General features: G+C 39.1%; 13 protein-coding genes. 11 read left to right on the top strand and 2 right to left on the bottom strand.

Features of this window, described 5'->3' with window-relative positions; translation table 11 throughout:
* Nucleotides 1–5: 5 nt before the first annotated feature.
* A complete protein-coding gene (locus GFH32_RS13310) occupies nt 6–1,358 on the bottom strand; it encodes an NfeD family protein (RefSeq protein WP_153512055.1) in 1,353 nt (450 codons plus the stop codon).
* Between the two features lie 37 nt (nt 1,359–1,395).
* Here GFH32_RS13310 and GFH32_RS13315 point away from each other — a divergent pair, with 37 nt between their 5' ends.
* The 3 genes from GFH32_RS13315 to GFH32_RS13325 are packed head-to-tail and all read left to right on the top strand — an operon-like array spanning nt 1,396 to nt 3,707.
* Nucleotides 1,396–2,145: a hypothetical protein gene (locus GFH32_RS13315; protein ID WP_153512056.1), complete on the top strand. Its 750-nt coding sequence runs from the start codon at nt 1,396–1,398 to the stop codon at nt 2,143–2,145.
* 9 nt (nt 2,146–2,154) lie between these two features.
* On the top strand, nt 2,155–3,069 hold the full coding sequence (locus tag GFH32_RS13320; RefSeq protein WP_153512057.1) for a LysM peptidoglycan-binding domain-containing protein: 915 nt from the start codon (nt 2,155–2,157) through the stop codon (nt 3,067–3,069).
* A gap of 8 nt (nt 3,070–3,077) precedes the next feature.
* Nucleotides 3,078–3,707, top strand: a complete 630-nt coding sequence (locus GFH32_RS13325; protein ID WP_153512058.1) for a uridine kinase family protein — start codon at nt 3,078–3,080, stop codon at nt 3,705–3,707.
* A 201-nt stretch (nt 3,708–3,908) separates the two neighbouring features.
* Here GFH32_RS13325 and GFH32_RS13330 read toward each other — a convergent pair whose 3' ends face one another.
* Nucleotides 3,909–5,135 carry an MFS transporter gene (locus tag GFH32_RS13330; RefSeq protein WP_153512059.1) on the bottom strand — a complete coding sequence of 409 codons (1,227 nt, stop codon included), beginning with the start codon at nt 5,133–5,135 and terminating at the stop codon, nt 3,909–3,911.
* A gap of 112 nt (nt 5,136–5,247) precedes the next feature.
* On the opposite strand from GFH32_RS13330, the gene GFH32_RS13335 reads away from it, so the two are divergent.
* From GFH32_RS13335 to GFH32_RS13370, 8 genes are all read left to right on the top strand, one after another.
* Nucleotides 5,248–5,748 (top strand): hotdog fold domain-containing protein, encoded by a 501-nt coding sequence (locus GFH32_RS13335; protein ID WP_228384140.1) that lies wholly within the window; start codon nt 5,248–5,250, stop codon nt 5,746–5,748.
* A gap of 9 nt (nt 5,749–5,757) precedes the next feature.
* Nucleotides 5,758–6,180: a transposase gene (locus GFH32_RS13340; protein ID WP_153512061.1), complete on the top strand. Its 423-nt coding sequence runs from the start codon at nt 5,758–5,760 to the stop codon at nt 6,178–6,180.
* Between the two features lie 9 nt (nt 6,181–6,189).
* Nucleotides 6,190–6,831, top strand: coding sequence for an SCO family protein (locus GFH32_RS13345; protein ID WP_153512062.1), 642 nt, complete (start codon nt 6,190–6,192; stop codon nt 6,829–6,831).
* Complete coding sequence (locus tag GFH32_RS13350; protein WP_153512063.1) at nt 6,831–7,256, top strand: c-type cytochrome; 426 nt, start codon at nt 6,831–6,833, stop codon at nt 7,254–7,256. Before GFH32_RS13345 ends, GFH32_RS13350 begins: the two co-directional genes overlap by 1 nt.
* Before the next feature lie 493 nt (nt 7,257–7,749).
* The gene (locus GFH32_RS13355; protein WP_153512064.1) at nt 7,750–8,328 is read left to right on the top strand and encodes a TetR/AcrR family transcriptional regulator; all 579 of its coding nucleotides are present in this window, start codon (nt 7,750–7,752) and stop codon (nt 8,326–8,328) included.
* 8 nt (nt 8,329–8,336) lie between these two features.
* Nucleotides 8,337–9,668 (top strand): TolC family protein, encoded by a 1,332-nt coding sequence (locus GFH32_RS13360; protein WP_153512065.1) that lies wholly within the window; start codon nt 8,337–8,339, stop codon nt 9,666–9,668.
* A gap of 26 nt (nt 9,669–9,694) precedes the next feature.
* Complete coding sequence (locus GFH32_RS13365; RefSeq protein WP_153512066.1) at nt 9,695–10,834, top strand: efflux RND transporter periplasmic adaptor subunit; 1,140 nt, start codon at nt 9,695–9,697, stop codon at nt 10,832–10,834.
* Nucleotides 10,835–10,865: 31 nt separating this feature from the next.
* Complete coding sequence (locus tag GFH32_RS13370; RefSeq protein ID WP_153512067.1) at nt 10,866–14,036, top strand: efflux RND transporter permease subunit; 3,171 nt, start codon at nt 10,866–10,868, stop codon at nt 14,034–14,036.
* The last annotated feature ends 156 nt before the right edge of the window (nt 14,037–14,192 follow it).

Genomic DNA, 14,192 nt, shown 5'->3' on the forward strand with positions numbered 1-14,192 from the left:
TCATTTTAAGCATTACGTTCGGACAACTTGCGAACGAACAGATTATAATTTTCATGCTTCTCAACGTATACTGCTTCTCCAGCGTCGATAAAGCCATCCAAAGCGACAGCATCATACCATACCTGATCTATTTCAATCTTTCCACTAGGACGGAGTACAGTCTTCGCAATTCCTTCTTTGTTAATCAAATTAGACTTTTGTACTGAAGATGTATATCCAACGTCCGCGCGTTGTTCATCCTCTAAGACGAGCTTCTTAAAGCTTGAAGATTGTAATATATTTTTTCCAAAAATAACGGCGAGTATAATTGACCCGACCATCGCAGCAATGACAATAATAAATGAATTCATCAGAAGTCCGGGTTGTGCAAGTTTAAAATCTAAATAATTGTTAGCCACCATGGAAAACGCAAGGCCGCAAAGTACTAATATAATTCCTGAAATTCCGGCGACACCAAAACCAGGTATCACAAATATTTCTAAGACCAGCAGAATGACACCTAGTACAAAGATGGCAATTTCCCAATGATCTGCTAATCCTTGTAGGTATAATGGAGCAAAGAAAAGTGTTGCGCATATTAACGCGACCACTAAAGCAAAGCCAATTCCAGGAGATTGCAACTCAAAATAAATCCCACCGATAATACCCATAATCAATAATCCACTGACCAAGGGGTTGATCAGTAAGGCAATGATTGCATCTACCCAAGTTGTTTGATGAATCTTAACCTCCGGCTTTGTAATTTGTAAATCGGAAAAAACATCTACTTGACTCTTTACATCCTTCTTTGCCAAACCAATCTTCACTGCCTCTTGTGTAGTTAAGGTCAATAGTTTACCATCCTCTTTCAAGTTTGGAATCGAAATACTAGGATCTACAAAGGCCTCGGCAACTTTTGGATCACGTCCTTTTGCCTCTGCAGTAGCACGCATTAAGCCCCTCATATAAGATTGGTATTTTTCCGGTAGAACTTCACCATTTTGATTTACGACTGAAGCGGCCCCAAAGCTAGAACCCTCTTGCATATAAATATAATCAGTCGCTAGTGAGATTAGAGCACCTGCAGACGCCGCATTATTGTTCACGTAGGTAATAGTCTTCATTGGAGCTGCATTTAGCAATGCAGTCCGCATAGAGTCCGCAAAATTCAATGCCCCACCGTAGGTATTTAGTTCCAATAAAAAAAAGGTTGACTTATTTGCTTTCGCTTCTTTCAATGCATTTTTCAATGTTCGCCATGAATTCGGACCGATATCATCCTTAATTTTCACAGTGTAGACAGATTGGCCATAGCTATTCGCTATAGTCATTAAACAAATGACGATAATACCTAAAATGTATTTTGTAAATTTGTTCATATAAATAATTTTATCACCGATCAGCATAGATCATCGGATGACTAAATATACAATAAATAAAGTTTTTGAACGAAGCTTTCCAGCCAATATCTGGAAAATCGAGATTGACCCAGTCCAATCCTTGATTGCTGTGGAGACTCGTGATGTTAACTCTACAATTGCCTCTTTCTCTGTTTTTGATTTCGATGGAAAGATTATTAAGGCTCCTTGTACAGCCGAAGCGAAAGAATGGACACTTGATGCCATCCAAGACGGATACTTAATCCTGAAACGAATCGGCGAACATAACCCAACACAAGAAGGTATACAAATTATTGAAATAGCAACTGAGCGCATAGTATATTCCAGCTACGAATATATATTGCTGGACGTCTACGAGGGTATCATCCATGCGAGACATCGTTCAATTTCTGGAGGTGAAACTATTGTCATTGATATTAGAACAGGGCAACAGAGCAGAGCTATCGACAAGAATTTCCAATTTGCAAACAATAAAATCCTTTATCCTATTACGTACCCTACGAAGCCAGATTTCCTCAGTCATGAGCAAATCGAAGGCCCATTATGGCTCAGCAAATGCTGCCAGCATTACGTTTGGTGTTATCATGTTCGAAATGAAGATAATTTAAATCTCATTTTAACGTTAAGTGATTTAAACCACAAACTAGACCGACAAGTCATAATAGAAGATATGGATAAATTGATTCCGCAACCCTATTTTCAGATTGACAGACAACTATTCTTTATGTCATTCAATAAGCGGAATATTATTTCATATTTAGTATAATTGCATTAAATGAAAAAACAAGCATACAAATTGCAGTCTTTTAAAAAGACTCTTATTATATATTCAACGTGTTTTGTATTGATGGGAGTGGCAACCGCGCAGGCACAAACAACAAATAGCCAGAAAACAGAAACGATCAACGGAAAGGTATTTATTATTCACACTGTTGCTGCCAAGGATACTTATTACCAATTGAGTCGCCAATACGGTGTACCGGTTAAAGCGATCATGACAGCCAACAATCAGAAAAATTTACGCCCGGGAGATTCTGTACGCATCCCATCAACTGCGACGACTGCCGAACCGACAGCTGCGAAAAAAGACAGCACTAAAGAAATAAATAATGCTGTTGTTCCAAATAATCCAACGCCACAATCAGGACAAGTCCTTACGCAGTACAAAGTTGGTTCCAATGAAACACTTTATTCTATCGCGCAACGATTTGCGACTAATGTCGAAAGCATAAAAGCGATGAACAACCTGAATTCAGATATTGTTCGTGAAGGACAGACATTGAAGATCCCAGACGGCAAGATCGCCGTACAAACGGAACCTATCCCACGCGAACCAATTGAATTACCGATTCCTGACGTCAATCGCGAACAGGAGATTGAATTCGAAACAAACCGATATGGAATTCGTGAGAAAAAAGAAAAAGGGATAGGAATATGGATGGACAATCTCGAATCCAAAGGCAAGAGCAATCTTGCATTACATCGTACCGCTCCCGTAGGAACTATACTAAAGATTACAAATCCTTTGACGAAAAATATTACCTTTGCGAAAGTTGTAGGAAAATTCTCCGATACGGCAGACAGCCGAGATGCTATTGTTATTCTTTCAAAGTCAGCAGCATCACATATCGGTGCATTTGACAAACGTTTCTTAATTGAAATTACCTACGGCGCTCCAATAGAAAATTAAGAGTAAGCATGGATAAACCTTACGTAATAGGTATAGCAGGAAGCAGTGGTTCGGGTAAAACCTTTTTCTTAAAAAGCTTTTTAGATCATTTCTCAACGAGTGAAATCACTTTGATCTCTCAAGATGATTATTATATACCCGCAAATACAAAAACGCAAGAAGAGAATAGGCTCTACAATTTTGATCTCCCAACTTCAATTGACAGAAATGCATTTTATGCAGACATCAAAGACCTCTTTGATGGAAAAACTGTCTATAAAGAAGAATATACCTTTAACAATCCAGCTTTAAAGCCAAAGATGTTAGAGATAAAGCCCGCCAATATTTTAGTTGTCGAGGGTTTATTTATATTTCACTACGAAGAAATCAATCAGCTATTAGATTATCGCGTCTTTCTTGATGCTGAAGAGTCTATAGCGCTTGAACGTAGATTACGTAGAGATTTAGTTGAACGTGGATATGATCACGACGATGTCATGTATAAATGGATAAACCACGTTGTTCCCTCCTACAATGAATACCTGTTACCGTTTAGAGAGACTTGTGATTTAGTGATTCATAACAACACTGACGAACCGGCGGTTATTCAGAGTTTTACGAATGACATTGCATCAGAATTACGTCAAAGAATTTACTAGTTATTTTTAATTAATCTAAATTATCTATATTTGTATTATGTTTGAAAGCATGATACGCTTAACGGTAATCGATTCTACTCCCTTTGATCAAAGCAAAGGCCATAATCCATTTCAGGATCATGGGGAAGTTGTATTCAAAAAATGCTGTAAGAAGTACAAACGAGGCAAACGCTGTAAAAATTGTCCCGACCGATAGTATTCCTATTCTTCAATAAAGTTCAAATCCTTATCAAAGCTCTCTTTTAACCGGCTTAAAGCGAATATTGCGATTCCTGAGAGCAGTATAATCATGATTATTGCTGCCGAAATTATTCCAAACCAATCCACGAAAACGCCATAGAGTATAGTTGATGGAATTAACGCTCCTCGAACAAAGTTGGGTGCAGTAGTCGCAACAGTTGCACGAATATTCGTTCCGAACTGTTCAGCAGCAATCGTAATAAATGTTGCCCAATAGCCAACTCCAATGCCCATGAAAAAAGCTAACCACAGAAATTCAGTCTCTGTTATCCCTTGTCTCAACAAATAAATACAAGAAAACAGGAGAATAATTAACTGATAAACCAAAACTACCTTTTTTCTAGATTTGAATACCTGCGCTATCAAACCCGCCATAAAATCGCCAAGGGAAATCCCTAGATAGGTAAACATCACTCCTTTTCCAGCACTCAATACCGTCTCAGCATGTAAGGCCTGTCCAATCTCTGGAGCCTGAGTCACTAATACTCCGACGACAAACCAAATTGGGAGTCCGATACATAGACAGTATAAATATCGAGTGAATCGCTCTCTATTATTGAAAAGGATCGAAATCTGCCCTTTCGCGATCTTCTTATCATTCATTTCGTTGAACATCCCCGACTCAAAGACACCAACACGCATCAGTAAAAGCAATAATCCCATCCCTCCACCAACGAAATAAGCTGTACGCCAACTATACCACTCCGAAATATAATAAGCTAGTATAGCGCCTAAAACACCTACTCCTGCCACAATCATTGTTCCGTATCCGCGCTTTCTTCTATGCATCGCTTCCGAGACTAAAGTGATACCAGCTCCCAATTCGCCAGCAAGCCCAATACCTGCAACAAATCGAATGATCCCGTAACTTGTGACGTCCTGTACGAATCCATTTGCAATATTGGCGATCGAATACATCAGAATCGATCCGAAAAGAACCTTTATTCGACCGTATTTATCCCCCAGAACACCCCAAATAACACCACCGATCAGTAAACCACCCATTTGCATATTGAGGACAAATTCTCCCTTGCTCCGCATCTCTTCTGGCGGTACTCCAATATCCGTAAAGGATTGAATCCTGACAATTGAAAAGATGATTAAATCAAAAATATCCACAAAGTATCCGAGGGCTGCCACGAATACCAATATCCATACATTCTTGTGCATAGGGGCTTGGTTAGTCATAGTACTAAAGTAAGCATGATGATGGCTAATTAAAAGATTTTATTACAATTAAAAAGGAAATATTCTTGTAAATAAGCCTTATTTTTGCGCCATGAGATTATCTCCGAAAACCATGAAATGGGCACTAAGACTTTATCCGCCCTTCTTCTTCCAACGGATTTGGGTGAAAACAATCTTGGATAACTATCTAGGTGCCGACCTCAAGATAAACAAGAGTATTTTCAACATCAATTCGAACGGGACTATATTCGGAGGTACCATCTTTTCTGCAATCGATCCATTCTACCCTATTCTTTTAGATCAATATTTCAAGCATCGAGGTATATTACGTACCGTTGCATGGCTGAAAACGGCACATATTGAGTATAGAAAACCTGGACGTACGAATCTTCAATTTAGCATTCGATTAGATGAAGCTGTTCTTCAGGAAGCGCTCGAATCCATTCGGACGCACGGAAAGGTCGTTAAAACTTTTGCGACGCATGTTTATGACAAGGATGGGACCCTGTGTGCCGTAGCGCATAATGAAATCTATATCCGTAATTTAGACTTTGATTTCGACAATTATTACAAACAAAAAGCTTCTGACGAGGCTATTTCTACACAACAATAATCATATCACATGAAAAATTTAGCTTTTATTGCATTAGGTATTAGTATGATAAGTGTTTCTTGTCAAAATAATCAGGAGACACAGAATCAAAAGCTAGGTGCTGAAGCCATCAGAATACACGATGAAATCATGCCTCAAATTTCAACGTTTGATAAAACGACTGTTAAAATTGACTCAATACTTGCTCATTTGGCAGATATAAAAACATTGAAAGCAGATTTAGATACTACGGCTGCCCGCGTTGAATTGACAAGTTTAAAAGATAGCATCGAAGCCGCAACGGATAATATGATGACTTGGATGAAAGATTACGATGCGACTAGCACAGATGAAACTTATCAACAAAAAGAACTAGATAAGATAACCATTATGCAAAAACAATTCGAATCTGTAAATGGTCAAATCAACAAATCGCTAACGCCTTTTAACTAATAAAGCGCAATGAATAAATTATTCGGCTTTACCTTAATTTCAATACTCTTAAGTGGTTTATTTAGCTGTTCATCAAACGAACGTAAACTACCAATTTATGGAGAACGAACGCCTGTAGAAAAAGAAGTAGATGGTAAAAAGATCGTTGATACCCTGTATCAAACAATACCTAATTTTAGCTTTCTAAACCAAGATAGTGCGCAATTGACGCAAGATTTCTTCAAAGGGAAGATTTATGTTGCTAATTTCTTCTTTACGCACTGTCCAAGTATTTGCCCAACGATGCAACGCAATTTGCTAAAGGCCTATAAAAAATACAAAGGAAATGAGAAAATCGCGTTCTTATCACACAGTATCGACTTTAAATACGATCAACCCTATATTCTGAAGGATTACGCAAATAAGTTAGGCGTAGATAATGACCAGTGGCAATTTGTCAATGGCACAAAAGCAGACATCTACGGGATGGCTGACAAATACTTAGTTTATGCCAAAGAAGATGCAAGTGTACCAGGAGGCTACGATCATCAAGGTTATTTGGTGATAATCGATCCTGAAAAGCGTATACGCGGTGCTTATGACGGAACCGATGAGACACAAGTCAACAAACTGTTGGAAGATTTAGACGTTATTCTAAACGAATACAAGTAATGCTCCAACGATCCACTTATTTGATTTTAGGTTTAATCCTCGGATTATACTTCCTTTTTTCCTGTCAATCGGGATTAAGTGTAGAGACCATGCAATATGCGACTAACGGTCAAAAAGTATATACCGCGAATTGCCAAAATTGTCACGGTGCAAATGGTGAGGGTTTGGGAAAACTTTACCCCCCGCTTAACGACACCATGTTTCTAAACCTCAACCGCGATAAGCTCGCATGCATTGTGAAAGATGGTATGTCAGGAGAAATCACAATCAATGGTGAAAAATATAATCAAGCGATGCCTGGTGTACCACAAATGAATAGTACCGACATCGCCTATGTGCTGACTTACGTCACGACCTATTTCGGAAATAGTAAAACACACTTTACTCGAGAAGAAATTGAAAAATATTTAAAGGATTGTGACTAGTAAGGTATCTCAACGCAAAAAAGGTCTTCGAAATTTCGAAGACCTTTTTTTTTATGATCAACGCTAGAAATAGCAATCTCCAGGAATAAATCCGTCCAAATCAAAATCTATAAAAAAGAAAAATATTTTATTATCGAATTTATATAGTGCCTATAAATAGTTTTACACTTAGCAAAAATCACCAAAAACAGAAAAAGTACGCTTGTACTACACAAGGATGAAACATCTAGAAAAATGGGCTGAGTGGGTCAAAAACGTGGTTTCTTTAAAAAGATAAAGGTTTTCAAACGGGGAGAATGAAAACCTTTAATAACCAATTATAAACCTAAATTATGATACTACAAAGGTAAGTGTAAAAGATACACCTGTCAAGTCTTTTTGTAAAAATTAACAATTTATTAACATTAGAATTAAGTACTGCTCAATCGCTTTAGCATATTATAACGAACATTTGACAAATCTACGGGGATAAAATGCCTACATTTGGCACCGAATGAACATTCAATTAACAGACAAACGAGAGCAAATTTTCCTTAGCACGCTCAGCCTAATCCATCATTATGGTTTTCACGGGACTCCCATGAGTATGATTGCTAAGGAGGCCAAAGTGGCCGTGGGCTCTATATATCATTACTTTCCCTCCAAAGAAGATTTAATCATCGAGCTATACTGGTATTGTAAAGAGAAATTGAATAGCGAGGTATTTTGCGGAATTACTGCAGACCAAGCTTTCGAAGAACGCTTCATTATGGTGTGGAAGCGTTGGATTCGATTTTACCAACAGCATATCGAAATCTTTGGATTTTTAGAACAGTTTTATGGCTCCCCATTTTATGAGGAAGTTCGAAGTAATGTGATCTGCCAGAAAGCAGAACGCAATAAGCTCATTAATTTTATTGATGAGGGTATTCGAGAGAAACATTTAAAGAATTTGAATGTTCGAATAATATTGTCGATCTATCTCGGAGGGGCAATCTCCCTTTTCCGTAACAGCCTCATAACTAAAGAGGAAATACAGGAAGAGGAAATGAATCAATTAGTAGAAATTATTTGGAACGGCGTTAAATTATAAGTAGAAACATGAGATTAAATTTTAAGGACATCTTAGTATTCTTTTCGGTAGCATGTGCTACAGTTGGGATTAGCCAAGCGCAGCAAGCTAATTCATTGAATAGCAATGCGACATTAGATGAGCTGATTAACTATGCATTAGGCAACCAGATTGAGCTTAAACAAGCACAAATTGACAAAGAAATTGGAGAAAGAGAAATTGCTTCCGCACTTTCCGGCTGGTTTCCACAGATTAACGCTTCAGGTAGTTACACCCATAATATTCAACTACCGACAACCAATATTAATGGACAAAACATCACGATGGGGCAAAAGAATACCGCATCGATGGTATTACAAGCTGATCAAGCAATCATAAACCCAGGTTTATTTCAGGCTTCAAGAGCGTCCAAATTTATTCGCGAGCAAAACAACCTAAATATTGAGAGTACTCGTATTAATACGGTCGTTGATGTGAGCAAAGCTTATTATGATATTCTTACTAGTGAAGAACAAATCAATATCATCAATGAGAATATTGCACGCCTACAAAGACAGTATACAGAAGCGAACGCTCGTTATGAAACAGGACTTGTGGATAAGACGGATTACAAACGTGCGCAAATTTCTTTGAACAATGCTAATGCAGAATTGAAGTCCGCAAACGAATTTCGTCGCTATAAATACGATTATCTAAAAACATTATTGGGATTAAATCCATCAGCGCCGATTAGCTTATCCTTCGAAAACCAAAATATGGAATCGAATATCCTACTCGATACGACCGAGTTAATGCAGTATGCGAATCGTGTAGAGATTAAACAACTACAAACAGTTAAGAATCTCCAAAAATTAAATACAGAGTACCAAAAATGGAATTACCTTCCTCGTCTAGGTGCATTTGCAAACTATGGATTAAACTATCGCAACAACCAATTTGGGGATTTATTCAAAGATAACTTCCCCAACTCTAGCGTAGGATTGAGTCTTTCAATTCCAATATTCCAGGGAACAAAACGTGTTCAGGAAATCCGAAAATCTGAATTACAAGAGTCGAGATTAGATTTAGAAATGGAGAACTTGGAGAACCAGATAGGGGCTCAATATTCAGCTGCAATGGCAGGCTACCGCGCTAATATGAATGAGTGGAGAAACGCAAAAGAGAACATGAATTTATCCGAAGAAGTGTACAATACCATCAAACTTCAATATGATGCCGGAGTAAAGACATATTTAGAACTTATGACGGCAGAAACAGATCTTAAAACGAGCCAACTAAATTACTTGAATGCATTATATGCTGTGTTATCAAGTAAACTAGATATTCAAAAAGCACTAGGAACAGTAAATATTAGCAACTAATCAACCAACTATTAATAATTGATATAATGAAGAGAAATCACATATTCACAGCACTATTACTAACTTCTGGCTTATTTGTACAAGCATGTGGAAACAAAGAAGCGGAGAAAAAGGATGCAGGACCTGGAATGCAGGCCCCAGCAACACCTGTAACAACAGCAGTTGTATCTCAAGAAGTCGTAACAGGCATTCGCTCCTACCCTTCCAATGTCGTTCCGTTACAAGAAACAGAAATTCGTGCGGAAGTGTCTGGTTATATTACCAATATCTATGTTGCTGATGGTGCTTATGTCAGCAAAGGTCAGCGTCTTTACGAAATTGATCGTGTAAGATACACCGCTGCTGTAGATCAAGCTCGCGCGAATGTGGAGATTGCTAAAGCAAATCTTGCCCGTGTGGAAAAAGACTTGCAACGTTATGAAAAACTAGCAGATCAGGATGCGATCGCAAAACAAACGCTAGATTACGCATATACGGACGTTAATAATCAAAAAGCACAAGTTCAAGCGGCACAGGCTGCGTTAACAACTGCTAAGACAAACCTTCAACGCTCCGTAATTGTGGCTCCATTTTCTGGAAATATTGGTATTTCTCAAGTGCGTTCTGGTGCATTAGTCAGTGCAGGTACTACCCTATTGAATACGGTAAGTTCGACCAATCCAATTGCAGTAGAGTTCCAAATTAATGAGAAAGAGATCCCTGAATTCACAGGTCTTCAGGCTGGAAAAACATCAACTACTATTAATTTAACATTGCCTGACGGAAGTACTTATGGTTCATTAGGTCGTATTTCGACCATTGACCGTGCAGTTGACCCACAAACTGGAACATTAAAGGTGCGTGCATCCTTTGACAACCCTGCGAACACGTTGCGCGCTGGATTAAACTTGACCTTGAACGTTGCGAGCACAAAAGCTCATGAAGAAATGGTTATCCCTTACCGTGCAATTTTCGAACAGTTAGGAACATTTTCAGTTTATACGGTTAATGACAGCAGTACAGTAGACTTGAAGCAAATCTCTTTAGGTCAAAAGCTTGGTGACAAAGTGGTTGTAGCAAGTGGTCTTCAATTGGGAGAACGCATTGTTGTCGACGGTGTTGCCGCATTAAAACAAGGAGCAAAAATTGTCGAGAACGATAATGCCACTGCTCAACCTAAGAAATAATATTTGCTAGTTTCCAACATATACATACATAATGATTTCAGAAGTATTTATAAAACGACCGGTAACCGCGATGGTTATCTCCATATTGATCACTATCATTGGAGCTATTTCCATCACGACCTTGCCTATCAGTCAATACCCCAATATTGCGCCGCCAACGGTTTCCGTGATGGCAAACTATACGGGTGCTGACGCGCAAACGGTAGAAAAGACAGTTACAACCCCGATTGAGAGCCAAATTAATGGTACTCCAGGGATGATTTATATGAGTTCAAATAGTACTTCAGACGGTGGTTCTCGTATTACGGTCACCTTTGAAGTAGGAACAGATATTGACATTGCAACGCTCGACGTTCAGAACCGCGTGAGTATCGCTGAACCAGTATTACCGGAAGCAGTACGACGCTTAGGGGTAACTACACGTAAAGTCAACACCGACATTTTGATGATGGTTTCTTTGACATCACCGGATGGATCACGTGACGCAAACTTCCTTTCAAACTATGTCAATCTTTACTTAAAAGACGCTTTATTGCGTGTCAAAGGTGTCGGAGACGTACAAGCCTTTGGTCAACCATTCGCTATGCGCGTATGGTTAGACGCTAATAAATTGACTAATTTAGGATTAACACCGTCAGATGTCAGTACAGCAATTGCTGAGCAGAACTCACGTATGGCTGGGGGTAGTGTTGGTGCACGTCCGCAAGAAAATGCACAAGTATTCGAATACCCTATTATCTTAGATTCAGATTTAGAAGAGGTCGAAGATTTTGAAAATATTGTCGTAAAAACAAATACAGACGGTTCGATTGTACTCTTAAAAGATGTCTCTCGTATTGAACTGGGACAATTTAACTATGGTATTACAACGAAAGTGAATGGAGAAACAACATCTGGTATGATGATTTCCCAAACACCAGGAGGTAATGCAGTTGAAACGGCCGACGGTATCTATAAATCATTAGAGGAATTGAAAAAGTCATTCCCTAAAGGTGTAGATTATGTCGTAGCGTACGAGACCGTGTCCGTTGTAAACGCGTCTATCAGTTCCGTTATCCACACGTTGATTGAAGCCCTAATCCTCGTTACGCTCGTTGTATTCTTCTTCTTACAAAGCTGGAGAGCAACGTTAATTCCTTTATTAGCGATTCCTGTTTCCATTATCGGAACGTTTATCTTCTTTACGCTCTTTGGTTTCTCTGTCAACAACTTGACGATGCTTGCCTTCGTACTTGCAATCGGAATCGTTGTGGATGATGCCATTGTCGTCGTGGAGGCCGTACAGCATTATATCGACCATTACAAAATGGATGCAAAGGAAGCAACACGACATGCGATGAAAGATATCACGGCTCCAGTAATTGCCATCGCGCTAATTCTTGCGGCAGTATTTGTACCAGTAGGATTTATTCCAGGAATGGTGGGTCAATTGTACCAACAATTTGCCATAACCATTGCTGTATCTGTTATGCTATCTGCCTTTATCGCACTATCATTAACACCGGCATTATGTTCGATTATGTTGAAACCGACAGCGATCCACAAGGATTCTAAAGGTCTTAATAAGTTTTTCTACAAATTCAATATCTGGTTTGATAAAGTAACGTATCGCTATTCTAAGGGTGTTAAGAAAGTAATAAAAGCCGCTCCTTTGGCAATGATTCTCCTAGTCTGTCTATTTGTCGGCACAGGATTAATGTTTAACAATAAAAAAACGGGCTTTATCCCGGCCGAAGACGCAGGTATATTCTTTATGGGAGTGAACCTTCCAGAAGGCGCGTCAAGTGCGCGTACAGAAGCTGTATTGAAGGAATTATCAGAAGACTTGAGAAAGACCTTCCCTGAGATTCAATATGTGACTGCCATCAATGGTATGAACTTGTTAAATAGGTCTGCAAAACCAAACGGTGCCAGTTTATTCGTTTCCCTCCATCCATGGGAGAAACGTGAAAAAACAGTAAGTGATATCACAGGTGCAATCATGGGCAAATATCGCGGATATACGAAAGCATCGGTAATCGCTGCGACGCCTCCTCCGATTCCAGGATTAGGTTCATCCGGCGGTTTCACCATGGAAATACAGGATAGACAGACTGTCGATATTAAACAATTCGAAGGGATGATTGGCAAGTTCTTAGTAGCTGCAAATCAACGTCCTGAAATTGGCATGGCTTATACCCTATTTAACAGTAATTCGCCGAATTACAAGTTGAATGTAGATCGTGAGATGGCGAAAAGAATGGGTGTTCCTTTAAATACGATTTATAGCACTATTTCTGCCTATATGGGTAGTAGCTATGTAAATGACTTCACGAAATACGGACGTAATTTCCGCGTTGTGACGCAAGCTGATACAAGCTATAGAATGCATATAGAAGATTTAAACAAACTATATGTTAAGAATGTGAAAGGGCAACCTGTACCGCTTACCAACTTAGTTCGTTATGATCTAATTACAAACCCATCGATTGTTAACCACTTTAATATTTTCCGCTCTATTCAACTTTCTGGAGAAGCAGCGCCGGGATATTCATCAGGTGACGCAATCAAAGCCTTGGAAGAAGTGGCTGCGCAAACTTTAACGGACGGCTATTCTTACGAGTTCTCGGGTATTTCTCTTCAAGAGAAACAATCCGGCAGCAAGACCATTCAGATCTTCGCACTCTGTATCCTATTCGTATTCCTACTTTTAGCGTCGCTATACGAGAGTTGGTCAGTACCATTCTCGATTCTGTTATCGGTTCCATTAGGTGTATTTGGAGCGATTCTCGCATTGACCTTATTGCCTAAATTGGATAATAACATCTTCGCGCAGATTGGTTTAGTTACTATTATTGGTTTAGCGGCGAAGAATGCGATCTTAATTGTAGAATTTGCGAAGGAACGTGTAGACATAGGGATGAACTTAGTCGACGCAACATTAGACGCGGTGAAGCTTCGTTTACGCCCTATTATCATGACCTCGCTGGCCTTTATTCTAGGTATTATTCCATTAATGCTATCGACTGGCGCGGGTGCAGTTTCACGTCAAACAATTGGGTGGACTGTATTCGGAGGGATGACTGCAGCAACATTCTTAGCTATATTCTTTGTTCCAGTATTGTTCGTTGTAATTACCCGACTAGCATACGGTAAAAAGAAACTTGCCGAGCTTGAAGCAAATTTCGACGAAGAAAAGAAAAAGAACCTGAGTGCTCACTAGTACTTGTCATCTAGAAAAGTAGATAGACGGCACAAGTGTCGCATACATAAACAAGAGAGGCTGTCCAAACATATTTGGACAGCCTCTCTTGTTTATATTTAAAGAATTCCTTTGAACCTAACGACTTGACTATGCTGTTGCAAACAACCAGAGCTA

It is taken from the genome of Sphingobacteruim zhuxiongii, assembly GCF_009557615.1.
Taxonomy (GTDB): Bacteria; Bacteroidota; Bacteroidia; order Sphingobacteriales; family Sphingobacteriaceae; genus Sphingobacterium; species Sphingobacterium zhuxiongii.